The sequence below is a fragment of the Pseudocnuella soli genome (genome assembly GCF_004347775.1).
In the GTDB taxonomy this organism is placed as follows: Bacteria; Bacteroidota; Bacteroidia; order Chitinophagales; family Chitinophagaceae; genus Flavisolibacter; species Flavisolibacter aquaticus.
In genome coordinates this window covers 3,817,471-3,839,070 of record NZ_CP037755.1, presented here as the reverse complement: position 1 = coordinate 3,839,070, position 21,600 = coordinate 3,817,471, and the positions used below count along the sequence as shown (strand labels likewise).

The 21,600-nt window shown below is 50.2% G+C and carries 11 protein-coding genes; 9 read left to right on the top strand and 2 right to left on the bottom strand.

The features are described 5' to 3' along the window. Nucleotides 1-146: 146 nt before the first annotated feature. The 3 genes from EPD17_RS15720 (at nt 147) to EPD17_RS15710 (ending at nt 3,534) form a co-directional block, all read left to right on the top strand. Nucleotides 147-482: a hypothetical protein gene (locus tag EPD17_RS15720; protein ID WP_132055556.1), complete on the top strand. Its 336-nt coding sequence runs from the start codon at nt 147-149 to the stop codon at nt 480-482. A gap of 45 nt (nt 483-527) precedes the next feature. Continuing rightward, nucleotides 528-2,855, top strand: coding sequence for a TonB-dependent receptor (locus EPD17_RS15715; protein ID WP_165929633.1), 2,328 nt, complete (start codon nt 528-530; stop codon nt 2,853-2,855). A 106-nt stretch (nt 2,856-2,961) separates the two neighbouring features. Beyond that, nucleotides 2,962-3,534: a hypothetical protein gene (locus EPD17_RS15710; protein WP_132055554.1), complete on the top strand. Its 573-nt coding sequence runs from the start codon at nt 2,962-2,964 to the stop codon at nt 3,532-3,534. Nucleotides 3,535-3,643: 109 nt separating this feature from the next. Here the strand turns inward: EPD17_RS15710 and EPD17_RS15705 are convergent, their stop codons facing one another. Next, a complete protein-coding gene (locus tag EPD17_RS15705) occupies nt 3,644-4,435 on the bottom strand; it encodes a response regulator transcription factor (protein WP_132055553.1) in 792 nt (263 codons plus the stop codon). Between the two features lie 97 nt (nt 4,436-4,532). Then, nucleotides 4,533-7,724, bottom strand: coding sequence for a two-component regulator propeller domain-containing protein (locus tag EPD17_RS15700; RefSeq protein ID WP_132055552.1), 3,192 nt, complete (start codon nt 7,722-7,724; stop codon nt 4,533-4,535). A gap of 370 nt (nt 7,725-8,094) precedes the next feature. Between EPD17_RS15700 and EPD17_RS15695 the strand changes: the two genes are divergently transcribed. The 6 genes from EPD17_RS15695 to EPD17_RS15670 all read left to right on the top strand — a co-directional run bounded on the left by EPD17_RS15695 (nt 8,095) and on the right by EPD17_RS15670 (nt 21,448). Beyond that, nucleotides 8,095-9,927, top strand: a complete 1,833-nt coding sequence (locus EPD17_RS15695) for a family 16 glycoside hydrolase (RefSeq protein ID WP_165929632.1) — start codon at nt 8,095-8,097, stop codon at nt 9,925-9,927. A 76-nt stretch (nt 9,928-10,003) separates the two neighbouring features. Beyond that, nucleotides 10,004-11,959, top strand: a complete 1,956-nt coding sequence (locus EPD17_RS15690) for a c-type cytochrome (RefSeq protein ID WP_240040644.1) — start codon at nt 10,004-10,006, stop codon at nt 11,957-11,959. A gap of 125 nt (nt 11,960-12,084) precedes the next feature. Next, a complete protein-coding gene (locus tag EPD17_RS15685; protein WP_132055549.1) occupies nt 12,085-12,858 on the top strand; it encodes a 3-keto-disaccharide hydrolase in 774 nt (257 codons plus the stop codon). 551 nt (nt 12,859-13,409) lie between these two features. Then, nucleotides 13,410-16,214: a SusC/RagA family TonB-linked outer membrane protein gene (locus EPD17_RS15680; protein WP_240040643.1), complete on the top strand. Its 2,805-nt coding sequence runs from the start codon at nt 13,410-13,412 to the stop codon at nt 16,212-16,214. Between the two features lie 24 nt (nt 16,215-16,238). Further along, entirely contained in the window at nt 16,239-17,846 is a 1,608-nt protein-coding gene (locus tag EPD17_RS15675) for a RagB/SusD family nutrient uptake outer membrane protein (protein WP_132055547.1), read from the top strand. 239 nt (nt 17,847-18,085) lie between these two features. Then, nucleotides 18,086-21,448: a VCBS repeat-containing protein gene (locus EPD17_RS15670; protein WP_165929631.1), complete on the top strand. Its 3,363-nt coding sequence runs from the start codon at nt 18,086-18,088 to the stop codon at nt 21,446-21,448. The last annotated feature ends 152 nt before the right edge of the window (nt 21,449-21,600 follow it).

Sequence of the window (21,600 nt, the reverse complement as noted above, 5' to 3'; positions counted from 1 at the left end):
CTTCCCGAATTAACCCGATTTTGTTTTTGCAACTTAGTTGCATTCCTTTAATTTTGGTGTTCCATCACCGATATGGACCAATTTAGGAACACCCCAAACTGATGGCGTATATTTAGCATACCGCTTCAATCAATGAAACCACATTTTTGAAAACACCTGGCACCATACGGTCTATTGTTGCAATGCTGCTGCTGGCAGTGGCGCTTTTGGGCAGCACGCCCAAAAAGTTCCTGCACGATGCGCTGGCCGGCCATAGCGATGTGAGTTATGGGTTTACAGGTGAGGGTAAATGGATCAGCGCTACAACCTTTCAATGTGGCTTTGACCACCAGGTCGCCGAATCGCCCTATACTGGTGCCAACCCGGTGCAACTGCCCGCTCCGCAGGTAGTGTACCACTCTTCCGAAATACCATTTTTTTACACAGACCCGGCTGCCGGCTTTTATGCCAGCGCCCAAAGCCGTGGACCGCCCCAGGGGTAAGCCTTCCCGTTGCTTCACCTTTTTTTCTGTGTAAACTTTTCTTCCGTGAAAAAGTTATTGTTGCTGCTCTTTGTGGGGCAAGCTGCCCTTGTTCAGGCACAGGTGTGCGCCGGTTCGCTTACCGGTCATGTGCACCATTCTGCCAGCCACGAAAACCTGGCCGGCGCCACCGTGGAGTTGTTGGAACTCCAACGCACCCTCACCACCAACAGCAAAGGCGATTTTCGTTTTGATGCGCTCTGCGCCGGTCATTATACATTGCGCATTTCCCATGTGTCGTTCGATACCATTGTGCGGTACGTAGGCCTGCAGGGCACAGCCCACCTCGATGTTGATATGCCGGTGAGCCGTACGGTGCTGGAAGGTGTAACCGTGGCGGCGCAGCGCAATGTGCCCCTGGCCGGCACCCGCTCCGAGGTAAGCGGCACGGCCCTGGAAGAAGCCCGTGGCCGCTCCTTTAGTGATGCGCTGGCAAAGATCAATGGCGTGACCCTGTTGCAAACTGGTTCCACCATTGCCAAGCCCATCATTCACGGGCTGCACGGCAACCGCATTTTAACCATCAACAACGGCGTACGGCAGGAAGGCCAACAATGGGGCAACGAACACGCCCCGGAAGTGGATCCTTTTATCGCGGGTAAAATTGCCGTAGTTACCGGTGTTGACCAGTTGCGTTATGGCTCCGACGCCATTGGTGGCATTATCCTGGTGGAACCCAAACCCATCCGCCAAGCCCATGGCAATAGTGGTGAAGTAAATGCGGTGTATGGCACCAACAACCGCCAGGGCGTTGTTTCGGGGGTGTGGGAAGGTGCCAGCCAAAAATGGGATGGATTTAATTACCGCTTGCAAGGCACCCTGAAAGGCAGCGGCAATGTGGCTACGCCTGATTACCGGCTGAACAACACAGCCAGCCGGGAAGGTAATTTTTCCATAGCGGGAGGCTATCGCCGGCACCATTTCCAAACCGACCTTTTTTACTCTTATTTCCAAACAGAACTCGGGCTGTTCACCGGCGCCCATATCGGCAACACCACCGATTTTGAGCAGGCCCTGAATGCGGTAAAACCCGATCCCACCTTTACCGGCCAACAAAGTTTTGACATTGCCCGGCCATACCAGGCCGTGGTGCACCACCTGTTGAAATCGAAAACGGTGGTGGATGTGTCGGGTCATAAATTTTCGCTGCTGCTTTCGGGTCAGTTCAACGACCGCGAGGAGTTTGACGTGGTACGGAGCAGCAGCCGGCGTGGGCCGCAAATGCACCTCACCATCGGCACGCTGCAGCAGGAGCTGAACTGGGAGGCGCCGCGCAAAGGCCCGTGGCAGCACACCGCAGCCGTGCTGGCCATGCAGCAATCCAATAGTTATTCGGGCCGATATTACATCCCGGCTTACAAAGCGCAGAACTGGGGCGGATACTATATCACCAAATGGAACCACAACGCTTTAGACTTGCAGGGTGGGTTGCGGTTCGACAGCCGTGCCATTCAATCGAACCGGTTGCGGGCCGGCGGCGCCGAGTTTGCCCGCTACGATTTTGATTTCAACACCTTTGCTGCTTCGCTGGGTGGTGGTTACCGCATCACCGATGGCTGGCGTGTTTCGGGTGGGGCAACGCTGTCGAGCAGGGCGCCGCACATAAACGAGTTGCTGAGCAACGGCGTCCACCAGGGCACCGCCACATTTGAAACCGGCGATATTAGTTTAAAACCGGAGCAATCCGTTTACCTGCACCTGGGCCAGCGTTTTACCAACCGCCAGGGTACGTTGGGCGGCGAGTTGTCGCTGTACCAAAATAACATCCAGGAATTTATTTACCAGCAACCATTGCCCGGCGAGCCGGTAGTGACCATTTCGGGTGTGTACCAGGCACTGCGCTTTGCGCAAACCGATGCGCGACTGCAAGGGATGGATGCCTCTTTTTGGTGGAAACCGGCGGCGCAGTGGGAGTGGACCGGGCAATACAATTTGCTGCGGGCAAAAAATAAGAAAACGGCCGACTGGCTGATTCGCATGCCCGCCGACCGGCTGGCATCTTCGTTGCGCTATACGTTTAAAGACGGCGCTAAACGCAGTGCCACTTACCTGATGATTGAAGCCCAGCAGGTGTGGCGTCAAACACGGGTGCCCGACGAAACCGGTGGCAAGCAAGACTATGCACCGCCGCCACCGGGCTACTTTTTAACCCATATTGATGCGGGCACCACTATTACCATCGGATCGGTGCCGGTGGGCCTGGGCATCAGCGTACGCAATGCGCTGAACGAACGCTACCGCGATTACCTGAACTACCTGCGGTTTTTTACCGATGAAATGGGCCGCAACGTGCAGCTGCGCCTGAAAGTGCCCATTGGTGCGGGCAAAGGGTAAGCCCATTTTTCCAAAATTTTTACTCGGTAAAGTGGATGACCGCTTTGCGTCGGCACTTGCCGTTCATTACCATCATTCCAAACATTTTTTAAAACAAACCCTGATCATGATGAAACAAACAATGAAGAGTTGGTCGATGCTGCTGTTGGCAGCGCCGGTTTTGCTCACCGCATGCAGCAAGGCTTCGGATGGCGAAAACAACGATGAGGAAGTAATCACTACCGTAAACCTGAAAGTGACGCCCCACACCGGTGGTGGCAACCCAGTCGTGTTTAGCATCGACGACCCGGATGGCCCCGGAGGCAATCTACCCACCCAGCAAAACGTAGTACTGGCGCCCAATACCATGTATCATTTTGAGCTGGAACTGCTGGACAAAACCAAGAATCCCGCAGCCGATATTACCGGCGAAGTGGATGAAGAAGGCGATGCCCACCGCATTTATTACTTGCCTTCTGCTGGCAGCAATATCCAAGTTACTGGCTTGAACAACGATGACAATGGCATTCCGCTGGGCACTACCGGCTTTATCACCACCGGCGCTGCCGGCACCGGCAACTTGCGTGTGGTGTTGCGCCACTACGGCGGCAACCCGCCCAACAAAGGCGCACAGGATGCGTGGGACAGTCCCAAGTCATCGTCGGATGTGGATGTGACGTTTAATACTGCGGTGCAGTAACACAGTCACAATTTTCAAGCGGCCAAAGCGGTTAGTCGTTCACGTTATTTCGCAGCTGAATATCAGGTTGATAAAATAACGTACGTCGTGACGCTTTGGCCATCTTTTTTTAAGCTGATTTTTTTGCAGGCGTTGTTTTTTTACTTGCGGCTTGCGACATGTATTGGCTCGGCGTCATGCCAAATTGTTTGAGAAAATTGCGGCAGAAATTATTCTGTGAATGGAAGCCAACCATATAAGAAACTTCGTACAACTTTAGTGACCCCTCATTCATTAAAGATGCGGCCTTTTTCAGCCTTGTAATATTAATCAGATCGGAAGGTGGAACACTTGACAACTCTTTTATTTTCCGGTATAAAGTGGGGCGGCTCATATTGAGCATGCGGGCCAACTCTTCCACGTCAAAATCCGGGTTTCCCAGATGTGTTTCAATCGATTCGTTAAGCGCTTTCAGGAAAAGCTGATCTGCCTTGCTATGACCGCCGGAATGAACCGGCGCTAACGGTGCCATTGCTACATACTCCTGTACTTTGCTTCGGTTGCGCAATAGGCTTGATATTTGCGCCTGCAGGTGTGCTGGCGAAAACGGCTTTTCGATGTACGTATCAGCGCCCATTTCTAACCCTTCAATCTTTGATTGCAACGTGTTTTGTGCCGTCAGCAGTACCACCGGGATATGGCTAAAAGAAAAATTCCCTTTTATCTTTTTACACAATTCAAAACCGTCCATCCCCGGCATCATTACATCGCTGACTACCAGCTGAACTGGCTCTTGCTCCAGCAATTGCAACGCATCCAGCCCATTTCTACAGGCACGTACTGTAAAATGTTCGGCAAGTTCTTCCTGTAAAAATTCCAAAATCTCCTCGTGGTCGTCAACAATCAGGATGGATGGCTTCATGTGTACCTTTTTACAATTGCTGATAAATGTTCGCCTCTAATTCTTTCGCAGTTAGTATGAAAGTTATCCCCTTATCTTTGATGTTCTCTGTTAGGGATTACACCATTGGTGCTCTGTTTATTTCATTTTGCTGATCGATCGATACTGTTTTTTGCACCAGGTGTGCCGAATGATTATAGGCAAGCACCAGCCGAAAAATATTGTGTTGGTGGTGCAGTACCAACTCCAAACTGCCCCCATGCAGCATTGCCAGCGACCGTGCCAATGCCAGCCCTACTCCCGAACCGGGAATGCGGGCATCTTTCGGCAACCTAAAAAACGGCTCGAAAATTTTTTCCTGCATTCCTTCAGGAATCAGTGGACCGTCATTTTCAACATAGATTGAAAAATGGGCCGGATCCGGTTGGGCCGGTTCCAGTCGAACCACCAATCTTTTTTCGGCATATTTAACTGCATTGTTCAGCAGGTTTGCAAAGATCTTATTCAACGCTTCGGTATCGGCCCCGGTGAGTAAAGCATTGGCAGGCATGTGCAAACTGCAGTCCATTGCTTTGTCTTCGGCCATTGCTTTGGCATTGGCAAAATGATCTTCTAGTAATTCCGAAATATTGGTGGTTTGAAATTGAATCCTGAATCCGCGGGCTTCTGCTTTTTGAAAATCCAACAACTGGCCGGTTAATTCAATCAGCCGTTCGGTGTTACGTTCCATAATGCGTAGACTGTTGCGCAGATCGGGCAGTTCGCCAACTTTACGGCGTACCCGCTCCAATGGTCCCTTAATCAGCGTAAGGGGTGTGCGTATTTCGTGGGCCACGTTTGTGAAAAAATCGAGTTTTGCCGCATACAATTCTTTTTCTTTTTGCAGCGACATTAGTTCCACTTTTCTTAAGGCTCGTTTGCGTGTAGCCTGATGGTACTTGTGCAGCGCCATCCAGATAAGCGTAATGGTTAACATAAAATAACCCAGATACGCCCAACTGCTGGCCCACCATGGCGGCTCAATTGTAATGTGCAATTCTTTTTGCGCCAATACCCCATAACCGGATGGGTCAAGCGCTTGCAACTGCAGCGTGTAACTGCCCGGACGCAAAGCGCTGAAATATAGTGTACGAGCCGTTTTTAGAAGGGTCCAGTCGCTTTCCAGCCCTATCATTTTATATCGGTACTCTGTCATCTCAGGCGCCGTAAAAGATAGCGCTGCAAAGTCGATGCTGAGTGTGGATTGATTGTGCTGCAGTACCAGTGTTTTTTGTCCGTGCAACATTAGCGGTGCGCCATGCGCTACCGTTTTATTTTCTTCTTTACCGTCGTTGATACGAACCTGCGTGAAAAATAGTGGAGGCTTAAAGGTTTCCCGCAAAAAGGTTGCGGGATTAAACGATATCAAACCCTTAACTGAGCCAAAATAAATGCGGCCTTCGCCGTCTTGAAAACTGGAATTAAAGTTGAAGTGGTTACTCAACAATCCGTTTGCCGTGGTATATGTCCTGATTTGGCCATTGTACAGGTCAAGGCTGGCTATTCCATTGGTGGTAGTGGTCCATAGCTTTCCATCCCTGTCGGCTTCAATCCGGTACACCGTATTATCCGGCATACCCTGTCGCGTGGTGTAATGTTTGAATTGATCGGTTTGTGGCTGAAAACGGCTGAGCCCATTTTCGGTTGCAAACCAAACATAGCCTTGTGGATCGTGATACTGACCATGAACCGTATTACTTGCCAAGCCCTCCCTTCCTTCGTGGTACCGGAGATTACCCCGGGTGCCGTCTTTTTTTATAAAATAGATGCCATTATCCAGTGTGCAGATCCAAAGCGTCCCGTCAAGTCCTTCGCCCAACGATTGTACCTGGCCGGTAAAGTCCTGGAATAGCTCGAAATCATCTGTTTTGCGTCGGTATCGAAACAGCCCGTTCCAGGTACCAATCAAAATCTCGCCGGACTTGGTTTGGTAAATAGTTACGATAAAATTGCTTGAAAACTGATTGGGTGCACTGCCGCTGGTATAGTGCCGCAGCACTTGGCCTGTGCGAATATCCAGAACATCAAGTCCGTGCTCGTAGGTGCCCACCCACAACTCATTGCCCACAGCCAGCAAACCATGCACATTGGAATAAGCAATGCCATTTTTGCCGGTGCCGGGCTGGTAGTAGGTAACTTTTCCTGTAGCTGGGTTCCATTTGTTCAAGCCGGCATCTTCGGTGCCAATCCAAATGTTGCCCAAGCGGTCGCCCGTTATATCGTGTACAACATTCCCGCTTAGTGCATGCTCCATACTGCCGGGAAAAAACCGTTGGAACGGCGTGTATTGCCGTGGAAAATAATTGAGTCCGCCAAAGTTGGTACCGGCCCAGATCCCGCCTTCATTGTCTTTGCAAAGCGTGTAAATAGAATTGTCTGAAAGAGAATATGGATTGGAAAATCCTTTTTGCAGTTGCTGGTATTTTTTAGTTTCTGTATTGTAAATAAATATGCCTTTTTCAGTAGCGATCCAGTATTCTTTCCGGCTGATTTGTAAAAAATCCCGCACATACAACTCCGTGTTGTCTGAGGCAAAGCCCAATAGATCCTGATAGGTTTTTGTTTTGGGTGAAAAATGCTTTGCGCCCTGGTTTACCGTACCCACCAGCAATGTAGTATCGGCCGTGCCAAAAAGTGTAACGATGCGGGATGATGCAGCCTTTCTGGAATGTTGAAACAAATTGTAGGCAGTAAAAGAATTGTTGCCGGGTTGAAATTGGTAGATGTTGCCGATTTCGGAAGCAACCCAAATCGAGCCATCTGCAAGCGTACAAACAGCGGTTGGTTCAGGCAACTGTAGATTACCAAATACGGTGATGTCGCCAGTTTTGACTGAAAAACGCTTGAGCCGTTTTTCCGAAATATACCATAAGTCGCCATCTTTGGTTGCGGCAATATTAGACACGCTGCCGGTCTCCTGCTTTACCAGGCGTTCGAATGTTTCCGTTGTGCCATCAAACCGGTATATGCCCTGTCTTGTGCCCGCCAACAATCCAATCCCCGGAATAAACTGGAGGCTTTGGATGTAATTGTTTCCAATGGAAGTGGTATCGCCCGGACGATTGCGGAAGATTTTAAAATGATAGCCGTCAAACCGGTTCAATCCGTCCCTAGTTCCGAACCATAAAAAGCCAAGGCTGTCTTGCAATGCACAAATCACCTTGTTATTTGATAGGCCTTGCTCCATTCCGTAGTGGCGGAAATACGGCTGTTGCGCACCGGCGGGTACCAGCACGCCGAGAACCACGGCAAGCAGCAAAACGCGTATCATAAATTGCAAGTATCGTTGGTGGTCAACAAATATAAGGTTTTGTAAACGGGCCCGAATTCAGAAATGGGTGTAAAAAAATGAGACATTTTGCCGAAAGAATGATACAGATTTATAAGTGCCTTTCACCAAAGACCATTAACTTTCCGGGGCGTAAATAGTTGTTTTTGTTGCAGTTAAACTGCATTCGACGAATAGTGTTTCCGATCACGAATGTAAAATAGCGACCAAGCTTTTTAACCACCTTGCCATTATGAATAGCAACGTTCTCCGTTCTAAATTATTAAAGTACAAGTCGGAAATTGCCGGGTTTTCCCAAGAGGATTTGGGTAAAAGTCAGGTCTCCCAAAAGCAAGATTTTTTTACAGAACCTATGCCTTTACCACAAGCAATCCTGATGGGATCGCGTCGATTGGTGTGCGGATGTTTTTTGTTCACCAGCCTCAATGCTGTTTCCCAGCAGGCGCTGCCCTTAAATGACCTTTCCGCTTTTCAGCCTTCCTCCAAAACCTGGCGCATTGCAGGCGATGTGCAGGCCGACCTGGCAGCAGCCAATGCCCTGAAGCCAGCCAATGGGACCGGTGTACTGGTAAATGTTCCTACCAACAAAGAGCACGGCGCCGACCTGTTTACCAACCTTACCCACGGCGATGCCGACATCGAGCTGGAATACCTGATGGCAAAGGGCTCCAATTCGGGCATTTACCTGCAGGGCCGGTATGAAATTCAATTGCTCGATTCATGGGGTGTAACACAGCCGAAGGCTGGGGACAATGGCGGCATCTACCAGCGTTGGGATGACAGCAAACCTGATGGACAAAAGGGCTACGAAGGCCATGCACCGCGACAAAACGTATCCAAAGCACCGGGCTTGTGGCAAAAAATGCGGATCTCGTTCCAGGCACCCCGCTTTGATGCTTCGGGTAAAAAGATCCAGAATGCACGCATCCTTTCGCTGTCATTAAACGGTGTAACGATACACGAAGATGTTGAACTGTCCGGCCCCACCCGTGGCGCTATGCAGAACAACGAAGTAGCCACCGGACCCATCCGCATCCAGGGCGATCATGGTGCGGTTGCATTCCGCAACATTAAGGTCAACAAATTCGATGTGACTAAACCGGTGCTGTCCGGGCTTAAATATTCGGTGTACAAAGGCCAGTTCGAAAACCCTGCACAGGCCACCCAAACCACACCATTGGCAACAGGTAATTTGTTGCAACTTTCTGCTGCCGTTACTACACTAGCCAACGATTTTTTGGTGGCCTATACTGGTAACTTATCGGTGGAAAAGGCAGGCAAATATTCGTTTCGGCTGGCAGCGCCCGGTGCTAAAGGCATGCTGAAGATCGACGGAAAAGAAGTGATTCCTTTTGGTGAACGACAAGGCGGCAACAGCACGGAACTGAGTGCTGGCAATCACCAGGTGGAACTGGTTTATGCAAAAATTGCCGACTGGGCCAAACCTGCCCTGTCATTTTCTATTTCGGGTCCGGGCCTGCGCGAAACGCTGTTGAGCGAATCGGGGCTGAGTGCCGCCGATCCTGTTGACCCAATCTTGGTGCAGGCAACTAAAAACACGATGCTCCGATCTTTTGTGGATTTGCCCGGAAATTACCGGGTTACGCATGCCATCAATATAGGTTCGGCCGAAGGGCTGCATTACACTTATGATCTGGACAATGGTGCCATCGTGCAAGCATGGCGCGGCGGCTTTTTAGATGCTACGCCCATGTGGCATTCGCGTGGCGATGGATCTTCCCGCGCTACCGGTTCTATCTTAAACTTTGGTTTGCCCAAACCGGCTTTTGCCGTGCTGCAGGATAACGGTGCCGCATGGCCGAAAGATTCTACCGGCAGCAATTTTGCTTCGAAAGGTTATGCCGTAGATCGTGACGATCGCCCCACTTTTCGCATACAAACGCATGGCGCATTTATTCAGGATGCACCCCGCGTAAGTGCCGATGGGCATGAGCTGCAACGCACCATCATGGTAGAAAATGCACCGGCTAATCTGTATGTGCGCATCGCCGAAGGCACCAATTTTACCGAGGTATCAAAAGGGTTATACCTGGTGGGCGACAAGGCCGCTTACCTGCGCATAGATGATGCAGGTGGCGCAACACCGCTTATCCGCGACGGTGCGAATGGCAAAGAGTTTTTGCTGCCGCTGAAATCGACCGTAAAATATGCGCTGCTGTTTTAACAGACAGGCACAACCGAAATTTGCGCTAACCACACATTCTTATTGCTTCATTCATTGCTTTCATACCATGCAATTCATGTCAACGTATTTATTTAAAAAAACTAGTGCCTGTTTACTGGCACTTGCAGCACTGTTGGGTACAAACCGACAGGCAGCTGCTCAGGCCGAGTCGGCCAAAGAAGATGATTACTTCAAGATCATGCGGGTGCCTGTACCTGAAGGCAACCTGCTGGAAGTGGGCGGCCTGTGTACCATGCCCAACGGCGACCTGGCGCTGACCACCCGCCGCGGCGATGTTTTTATCGTAGAAAATCCCACCAGCCAGCGACCATTTTTCAGAAAATTTGCCACCGGCATGCACGAGGTATTGGGCGTGGCTTATAAAGATGGTTCGCTGTATTGCGCACAGCGCGGCGAGCTCACCAAACTAACCGATACCGACCACGACGGCAAAGCAGACTTGTATGAAACCGTGTACGCCTGGCCGGTTTCGGGCAACTACCACGAATACAGTTTTGGGCCGAAAATAGCCCCCGATGGAAAGTTTTTTGTCACCCTCAATCTTGGTTTCCCCGACACCTGGTGGCATCCCAAAAGCATGGTGCCCTGGCGTGGCTGGACGCTTAAGATCGGCGCCGATGGCAGCGTAGAACCCTGGGCTGCAGGCATGCGTTCGCCATGCGGCATTTCGATGATCGACGACGAACTTTTCTATACCGACAACCAGGGCGACTGGGTTGGCTCAGGTTCGATTATGCACGTGAAAAAAGGTGCATTCATGGGGCACCCGGCAAGTCTTGTTTGGACCTCGCTGCCCAACTCGCCGCTCAAGCTGAAAGAAGATCAAATTTATTCGCTGGTGCCCATGCGCAATGATGTAAACAAGGCGGGCCGGCCGGTAAAGCCGGAGAACATTGTCAATGAAACATTCCTTTCTGAATACCAGGTGAAAAGCAAAATTCCTGAGTTGCAGTTGCCCGCAGTGTGGCTGCCGCACGGCATCCTGGGCATATCCAATTCCGAAATTGTAAAAATTCCGGAAGGCAGTTTTGGGCCTTTTGCTGGCCAGCTGCTGGTGGGCGACCAGGGCCAAAGCAAATTGAGCCGCGTATTTATGGAAAAGGTGAATGGCGAGTATCAGGGAGCTGCGATCGAGTTCCGTAGCGGGTTTCAAAGCGGAATTGTGCGCTTGGCGTGGGGTAAGGACGGGTCGCTTTTTGCCGGCGAAACTGCCCGCGGATGGGGCTCGGCAGGTGAAGCAGGCGAGGGGCTGCAGCGGCTTGTTTGGAACGGCAAAGTGCCTTTTGAAATGCGAGCCGTTCGGGCCATGCCGGATGGTTTTGAAATTGAATTTACCCGCCCCGCTGATCGTAAATACGCCGAGGATTTAGCTTCATACAACGTAGAGAGTTATATCTACAAATACCATTCGGTGTATGGCTCGCCGCCCGTAAATGGGAAAAAACTGCAGGTCAAAGGCGTTAAAGTTTCACCTGATGGCCTGCGGGCCCGCATTGTGGTTGATGGCCTGCGGCCGTACTATGTGCACACCATTACACTGGAAGGGCTGCGCGATGCAGAAACACATTTTTCGCTGGTGCACCCAACTGCTTATTATACGTTGAATGCTATCCCGGAAGGTGCTAAGCTGTCGGTAACGGAAATGACTACCCGAAATTCGGCAGCCAAGCCGGCAACGCCTGCTGCTAAGCCTTCGGCAAAGCCAGCCGCAGCTAAACCTGCACCTTCAAAGGCGGCTACCGCGGCACCGAAAGCGCCAACCTTTGCAGATGTAAAACCATTGCTGGCAAAACATACCTGTAATGCCTGCCACAATGCTGACAAGCGCCAGGTTGGTCCATCCTTTAAAGACGTGGCCAAACGCAAATACACCGTGAACAAAATTGTGCAATTGATCCATAATCCCCAGCCGCAAAACTGGCCCGATTATGCCACGCCTATGCCGCCCATGCCACATGTGCCTGAAGCCGATGCCCGCATCATTGCCGCCTGGATCAATACGCTGAAATAATGCAGGTGCCACATTTGTTTTGCAAAAACCGGCGGTTTAACAGCGCCTGATGCACAAACAAACCTTAACTTGTCTGCCTAAATATTTGCCTAACAATACTCAACCTTAAACGCCCCGAACGCTGTATGAATCGTACACTTGCATTGATGACAATGGCGCTGGCAACCTCAATGGTCGCAGGAGCCCAAACTAAACCCGAAGAAACAGAAATCTGGGAGCCGGTGCCCAAAATGGTGAACACCGGAAAGTCGGTGCTGGTGGCGCCGCCAGCCGATGCCGTTATACTGTTTGATGGAAAAAACCTGGATAAATGGGTATCCACCAGAGATACATTGAAGCCCGCTCTGTGGACCGTTGCCAACGGCGTGGTGACGGTAAAAAAGGGAACTGGTAATATCCAAACCAAGGATGCATTTACCGATTACCAACTGCACCTCGAGTGGCAGGTGCCCACCAATATTACAGGTAAAGGTCAGGGCCGTGGTAATAGCGGGTTGTTCCTGTCGGCTTATGGCAAAGGCGATGGCGGTTATGAAATTCAGATCCTCGACAGTTATAACAACCCAACCTATGTAAACGGACAAGTAGGTTCTATTTACAAACAACACATTCCGCTAGCTAACCCCGTGCGGCCTCCCGGCGAGTGGAATGTGTACGATATTGCTTGGACCGCACCACGTTTTAACGAAGATGGCAGCGTAAAAACGCCTGCACGGGTAACCGCATTTTTAAACGGGGTGCTAGTGCAAAACAACGTGGAAATATTAGGCGAAACCCGCTACATCGGCAAGCCGCAGTATGTGAAGCACGGACCGACACCGATCAAGTTGCAGGACCATGGTGATCCCAGCGAGCCCATTTCGTTCCGCAACATTTGGATCCGTCCGTTAGCGCAATAAGAGCTTAAAGCGAACATTAAATTGTAAAAGGCAGCAGCAATGCTGCCTTTTTTGTGTTTGCTGGAGTCACTTCTATTTAAGTAGATACCATTTGTTGTGCTGTTTTAATCAGCGATCCGTGTTTTATTAAACACAGCAATGTTGTCGAAGTTAAGGTTACTATTCACTGATGCGATTGCATTAGCACAATGCCTGGTGGTTGTATATAATGAGACAATTTGAATAATAAATGAAACGTAATGTCCAAACGGCTCGCTAAAGATTTGCTTTCTTCACAACAGTTAAAGGCGTTGCTGCTCTTCGCTGTGCGCAGCCTGTATTAGCCATCTACATCATCAACAATTGTTTGCTAAATGAACCCAACGATCAAGTACCACTTGAGGCGTTTTTTCTTATTTGAAAAAGCAAGCCTTGCAAGAGCTGCTGTACTGCTCTGTTCCCTTTTGTTATTTTATTGTACACAATCCCTACACGCACAGGGCGACGGAAAGGTCCGGATTACGGGCAGGGTTACTGACAGCCTGGGCAAAGGCATTCCAAGCGTAACAGTAATGGAGAAAGGTACCCGTAATACCACCATTACCGGTTCCACCGGCGATTACACTATAAATGTGGCCGGTCAGCAATCTGTGCTTGTATTTTCATCTGTAGGCTTTGCACCCCGCGAAATGCCGGTGGGAACACAATCATCCATTCCGGTGGTAATGACCAATGAGAATGGTAACCTGGGCGAAGTAGTGGTAGTGGGTTATGGTACCCAGCGCCGAAAGGAAGTAACCAGCGCAGTGGCTACGGTAAGCGCAGAAGAATTTAATAAAGGAAATATCAGCGATGTGGCACAGCTGCTGCAAGGTAAGGTGGCAGGTTTGTCCATTGCCCGTCCGGGCGGCAACCCCAATGGTGGCTTTACTGTTCGTTTGCGTGGTTTGTCTACCCTTGGTGCCAACACCTCGCCGTTGGTGGTAGTGGATGGACAAGTGGGCGCCGACATCAACACAGTGGACCCCAACGACATCCAAAGCATTGATGTATTGAAAGACGCCGCCTCGGCTGCAATCTATGGTACCCGCGGTTCTTCAGGTGTGATCATCATCACTACCAAACGTGGAGGCCGCATTCCAACGTTGACTTATAACGGTAGCGTTACGGCTGAAAAGCCTGCGGAGTTCACTGCACACATGACCCCTCAGGAGTATAAGGCTGCTGGCGGTAAAGACCTGGGTGCCGAAACGGATTGGAATAAAGAGATAACCCGCACTGCCATCTCGCAAATACACAACCTGTCGCTTTCTGGAGGCGGGAACGGAACTTCCTACATTGCTTCGGTTAACTACCGCAACAGTCAGGGAGTGGCCATCAATACAGGTTTCAACCAGCTGAACGGACACTTTGGTATTTCGCAAAAAACATTGAAAGACCGGCTGACTTTGACCCTCGATGTTACGGCCACCCGCCGCGACTCAAAGTTTGGTTTTGACCGCGCCTTCCAGTACGCCACTATTTTTAACCCAACAGCGCCGCTGCGCACCACTGATCCTACTTTAAACCTGACTGGTAGTGGATATGTTGAGCAAAATTTTGTGGAATACGCCAACCCGCTAGCCGTGTTGGAGCAAAACACCAACAAAGGCGAAAACAAGCGGCTGAACTTCAACATGTCCGGTACATACGAAATCCTAAAAGGACTGAAATTTATGACCCGCTACGCACAGCAAAGCAACAGCTTCTATGGCTGGGCGTATCTCCCTAAAACTTCATTTGATACCCGTTTGCTTTCTGGCGGCAGCGGCTTTACACGCAATGGTCTTGCCCAGAAGCAGGATGACGAAAGCCTGAACCGGCTATATGAAAACACCCTGAGCTACGATACTAGGTTGATGAACAGTTTGAATGTATCTGCAGTAGCGGGTTATTCGTACCAGGATTTTGAAAATAAAGGCTTCCTGATCCGTGCCGGCAACTTCCTGACCGATGCCGTAGCGGAAAACATTGCCAGCGCACTGGACTTTAAAAACGGCCGTGCCGAAACTTCGAGCTATAAAAATGGTTCTCGCCTGGTAGCCTTTTTCGGAAGGTTAAACCTGAACTATAATGACCTGGCTTTTCTTTCGGCCAGCTTGCGCCGCGAAGGATCTACTCAATTTGGAACCAACAACAAGTGGGGCATGTTCCCTGCGGTAAGTGCCGGTCTGGATATCAACCGCCTAGTAGATATTCCGTCGGTCAACTCGTTGAAACTCCGGGCCAGTTATGGTGTTACCGGTGCACTTCCTCCCAGTTCTTATCTGTCCTTATTCCTGTACGGTTCAACCGGTCGTTCTTTTCCCAACAATGGTGTGTTTGGCCCCTCATACGAGCCTACTCAAAACGACAACCCCGATCTGAAGTGGGAAAAGAAAGGCGAGTTTGATATTGGCCTGGACTTCTCCTTGTTTGATAGCCGTTTTACCGGTAGCGTTGATTATTACAACCGCAATACCAACGACCTTCTTTTCAACGCCAACGTGCCGGTGCCGCCGTACCCAACCAACCGCCGTTGGATGAACATTGGTACACTGGAAAACAAAGGTGTAGAAGTGTTGTTGTCATATGATGTTTCCAGAAACCGTGCTTTTGATTGGAACACTTCGGCCAACTTTTCTACCTACAGCATTAAGCTTGCTTCTCTGAACAAGGACCTGGCAGGCAATGTAATCGGAGCATCTAACCTAGGCTCTCCTGGTCAGGAAGCTACACAAATTACCAGGGCGGTAGAAGGTGAAAAGATTGGTATTCTTTGGGGGCCTATTTTCCGCGGCGTAGATGCAAATGGTCAATACCTGTTTGATGACGGTACCGGCAAGCCTACTACAAGTGATGCCTTTAAAACCCAGATCGGCAATGGCCTTCCTAAATTTGAAGCCGGCTGGACCAACACTTTTAGATATAAAAACTTTGATCTGAATTTCTTTTTACGCGGCTCATTTGGTCATGACCTGGTGAATACCTACCGTGCATTTTTTGAGAATGCAACACCTACTGTAATCTCCAGCTACAACGTAGTTAAAACCAAATACTTTAATCCTGAACTGAAGGCTGGTCAAAACTTCAGCAGCCTGTTTGTAGAAGATGCATCTTTTGTAAAGCTGGACAACGCCACACTGGGTTACGATTTCAATTTTGGCAACGACCGGATTGTAAAAGGAATGCGTGCCTTTATCAACGGGCAGAACCTTTTTGTAATTACCAAATACTCTGGTGTTGATCCTGAAGTACGCTACAGCTACGGCGGCAACATTCTGGCTCCCGGTGTTGACACCCGCGACTCATGGGTACGTACCCGCGCTTTTACATTGGGCGTAAACCTGAAGCTTTAAACTAAAATTTATCAACTGTTTGATATGAAGATCTTATCCGTCAGAAATTATTTTTTCATTGCGTTATTGCTGGCTACTTCTTGTACCAAGCTGGATGAAAAGGACCTGCTGTATGACCGGGTTACCTCTGATAACTTTGGGCAAAACGACGCCGAAATAGTATCCATTATCGCCGCAGCATACACAAACTTGTATGGCAGCTTTGGTTCGGATGGAAACATCATGTGCCTTCAGGAAGTTCCGTCCGATGAGATAGTAGTGCCTACACGTGGCCCGGACTGGGGCGACGGCGGCCATTGGGTACGCCTCAAGCTGCACACCTACAGGCCCAACGATCCAAAAATTGCAGGCACCTGGGACTTCCTGTTTAAAGGCGTAAACACCTGCAACCGCGTACTGTCGGTACTGGAGCCGTCCACCGAGCCTTCTGCAAAAAAGTTTGTTTCCGAATTGAAGGCATTGCGGGCTATTTATTATTACTGGCTGCTCGATATGTATGGAAATGTACCCATCAGCACTGACTTTAAAAATACTACACCGCCCAGCAACAACACCCGCAAAGAAGTGTACGATTTCATTGAAAAGGAATTGTTGGCAGTAGTGGGCGATCTGCAGAAAACAGGTCCTGCTGATAATGCTACCTATGGTCGTGTAAACTACTACACCGCACAGGCGGCACTTGCCAAACTGTACCTCAATGCCGAAGTATACACCGGTACGGCGCAATGGGATAAAGCGATTGCGGCTTGCGACGAAGTGATCAATGGCGGCAAGTATACATTGATGGCCAATTACCGCGATAACTTCATCAAAGAAAACCGCAACTCCACAGAGGCGATCTGGGTCATCCCTTACGACGAAATCCAGGCTACAGGTTTTCAACTGCCGCACATGACCCTGCACATGGGCAGCCAGGATACTTATAAAATGGGTGGCCAGCCCTGGAATGGTTGGGCCAGCGTTCAGGAGTTTTACAACTCTTATATTGATCCTGCACAAAACCCCGGGCCGCAGGGAACCGTCGTGGGTCTAGATGCGAAAGGTACAGCGACAACCGGTACTGTAGATAAGCGTTTGGTTAACTTTATTGTTGGTCCTCAGTTCCGTTCGGATGGCGTAACACCACTTACTGATGGTGCTGCCGACGCAACCGACCCTGATGGTGCGCAAATCAACTTCACGCCGTTTGTAAACGAATTGCAGCCCGGTGCCTGGCGCCAATCGGGAGCCCGTGTTGGAAAATACCAGTTTTACAGCGGCATGACCGGCCAGTTGAGCAACGACTGGATCATCTTTCGCTATGCTGATATTTTGTTGACCAAAGCCGAAGCAGTTGCACGTAAAAATGCCGCATGGAACCATCCAACAGCATTGCAACTGGTAAACGAGATCCGGACAAAGCACGGCGGTGTGGACGCATACACCACAATGACAGCGCAAACATTTTTGGCAGAGCGTGGCCGTGAAATGTTTTTTGAAACAACACGCCGTCAGGACATGATCCGGTTTGGAACTTATAACAGCGCTTTCCGTTTTCATCCGGCCGATGCCAGCGCACATGTTAACCTGTTTCCAATTCCGGAAACGGTGCTGAATGCCAACAAAAACCTAAAACAAAATCCTGGATACTAAACGGAGTACCATACACTTTTCATATAGCAGCGTTTTTCTCATACAGGTGATTTCTATCACCTGTTTTTCCTTATATTCAGGTGTTGGTAAATGCTACAGCTGCTTTAGTCGTAAGACAATTTTTTAGTCCAGTTTATACAGCAGTATAGCAACGACTATCCTGCTGATTTTCTTTCTATAATTATTTTGAACAAGTGAGTTTGCGTAACAGAATTTGTGTGGTGCTAACTAGTATTCGGTTGAACATCCTGATTGTATGTTCCGCTGTATTATCCATTGTTTCCTGTAATACCAAGCAACATACAGCGCCGCTGTTTTCGCTGCTGCCTGCCGCCAAAACGGGTATCGATTTTGTCAACAACATTTCCTACAACGAGCAATTCAACCCTTACACATTTCGAAACTTTTTTAATGGCGGTGGCGTGGCCATCGGTGATATAAATGGAGACAGCCTGCCCGATATTTTCTTCTGTGCTAACCAGCAATCTAATAAACTTTACCTCAATAAGGGCAACATGCAGTTTGAAGACATTACGGAGAAAGCAGGTGTGGGTTCAAACGGTGTGTGGAGTACAGGCGTAACCATGGCAGATGTAAATGGCGATGGCTTTCTGGACATTTATGTGTGCAAATCAGGTGATATGCGTGGCGTACGCCGGAGCAATGAACTTTTTATCAACGAGGGCAATGGCAGCTTTGTTGAGCAAGGTGCTCAATGGGGCCTTGATTTCCGCGGATTGTCAACACACGCTGCTTTTTTTGATTATGACAATGATGGTGATCTTGACTGCTATGTATTGAGCAATTCCTTCCGTTCGGTGGCCAATTTTGAAGGTGCAAAAGATCAGCGGTTGATTCCTGACCCGATGGGCGGCAACAAACTGTTGCGCAATGACGGCAAACGCTTCACCGATGTAACTGCATCGGCTGGAATTTACAGTAGCGCCATTGGCTTTGGATTGGGGGTAACCGTTTCCGATATCAATCGAGATGGCTGGCAGGACATTTATGTGTCGAATGATTTTTTTGAACGCGATTATTTATACATCAACAAAAAGAACGGCACTTTTTCGGAACAGCTCGAGCAGCAAATGGGTGAGATCAGTATGAATGCAATGGGTGCTGATATTGCCGACCTAAACAACGACGGTCTTTCCGAAGTGTATGTGACAGATATGTTTCCCGAAGGTGAAGCCCGGGTAAAAACAAAGACAGCTTTTGAAAACTGGGATAAGTATACTGCGAACCAATTCAATGGGTATCACCGACAATTTGTACGCAATTCATTACAATGGAATCGCGGGTTAATTCGCGTTTCTAATGATTCTAATGCTTTGCAATTCACTGACGTGAGTCGTTTTTCCGGTGTAAGTGCCACTGACTGGAGCTGGGGTGCGCTGATCATGGACATGGACAACGATGGCTTCAAAGACATCTTCGTGGCCAACGGCATTTACAAAGACATCACCGATCAAGACTATATACAGTATACTGCGTCAGCTGAGCATGATATCCGGAAACAAATACTGAACAAAGAAGAAAACATCATCAAGCGCCTCATTGATTTGATTCCCTCTGTTGGGGTATCTAATTATGGTTTTCGTAATGTGGGAGGTTTGCGTTTTGAGAACCGTGCTGTGGAGTGGGGTTTGTCGGAGCCTTCGTTTTCCAATGGTTCGGCCTATGGTGATCTGGATGGGGATGGGGATCTGGACCTGGTGGTCAACAATGTGAACATGCCGCCCTTTATTTACCAAAGCAGGGCCCGGGAGCTGCTGCCCCACCACCACTACCTCAAGGTATCGCTCAGCGGCGAAGGGGCCAACACCTACGCCCTTGGCGCCAAGGTAAGCCTCTACTACGACTCCACCCTTGCCTACCAGGAGCTGATGCCCATGCGGGGCTTCCAGTCCAGTGTAGATCCCACACTGCTCTTTGGTGTGGGCAGGGCCCAAAGCATTGATTCGGTGGTGGTGCAGTGGCCCGACGGGCGGCAAACGGTAGCCTATTCGCTGGGTGTGGACCAGCACCTGAGCCTAAATCAGCGCGATGCCGCTACAGCTTCTGCTTTGCCTTACAGCGGTGGTGGTGCTGCCCCCCTTTTGTTTTCTCCGGTAGCCATTCCCACGCTTTTGTTTCAGCATAAGGAAAACCCCTTTGTGGACTTTGACCGCGATAAGCTGCTCTTTCATATGGCCTCCACCGAAGGGCCCCGCATGGCCAGTGGGGACGTGAATGGCGATGGGCTGGAGGATGTATTTTTTTGTGGTGCTGCAGGCCAGCCCGCTTCCCTTTTGGTGCAGCAAAGGGGGGGAGGCTTTACCCCGTCCAACCAGCAGCTGCTGCTTGCAGACAAGGAAAGCGAGGATGTGGCGGCGCTGTTTTTTGACTGCGATGGCGATGGGGACCAGGACCTCTATGTGTGCAGTGGGGGCAGCGAAGCCCCGGGCCATGACCTGTCGCTTTTTGACCGCCTTTATATCAACGATGGCAGGGGTGGTTTTGCAAAGTCGCCGCAGGCCCTGCCCACCCTTGCCCTGGAGCCTTCCTCGTGTGTGAGCGCTAGTGACTGGGATGGCGATGGGGATCAGGACCTCTTTGTTGGCATCCGCTTCAAGGCTGCAAGCTACGGGGTGGGCGGCAGGGGCTATGTGCTCGAAAACGATGGCAGGGGCCACTTTAGCGACATCACCAAAAGGGTAGCCCCTGAGCTGCTGGCCATGGGCATGATTACCGATGGGCATTGGTGGGACTATAACCGCGACGGCAGGCAGGATTTGGTGGTGGCAGGCGAATACCTGCCCATAACGGTGCTGGAGAACGGAGGAACGACGCTTTTGAAAACCAAAGAGGCCAACCGAGGACTGGAGCATACCTCGGGGTGGTGGAACCGCCTTGCGGTGGGTGATGTCAACGGGGATGGCTATGCGGATGTGGTGGGCGCCAATCATGGGCTGAACTCGCGGTTCAAGGCCAGTGTGGATCGTCCGGTGGAGCTGTGGGTGGGTGATTTTGATGGCAATGGAATGGTGGAGCATGTGTTGAGCTGCTACAATGGAGCGGAGAGCTACCCCATGGCACTGCGCCACGATCTGGTGGGGGTGTTGCCGTACCTGAAAAAGAAGTATTTGCGTTATGCGGACTATAAGGGTCAGCGGGTGGGGGATATCTTTAGCCAAGGGCAGCTGCAGGGGGCCCGGCACTTAAGGGCTGAGGAGCTGCGCAGCGTGGTGGCCATTGGTGGAGGCAAGGCGGGTGGCGGCTTTCGGGTGGCGCCTCTTTGCGATGAGGCGCAGCTATCGGTGATGTGGGGGGTGGAACTTCGCGATGTGGATGGTGATGGCAGGGTGGATATACTGATGGGGGGCAACTTTTATGAGGCAAAGCCGGAGGTGGGCATCTATGATGGCAGCCGCGGGGTGCTGCTTCGTGGTGATGGCAGGGGTGGATTCAGGGCGGTACCAGCCCAGGCGAGCGGGCTGATGGTGGAGGGCGCCGTACGGGACATTCGAACCATCAGAACTGCTGATGGAAACACCCTTACCCTGTTTACCAAAAACAACAACACCACGCAAACCATACAATCAAAACATAAAAAATAAAAAGTGATTTTTGAACAGCCATAATTTTATGGTTCATCGAACTGGACAGAACAATGAAGCATTTACTTATAGGGATATCAGTTTTCGTTTTATCGCCCTTTGCATCGATGGGGCAGCAGCAAGCGTTGGAAAGTTTTCCGTTACAGTCTGTT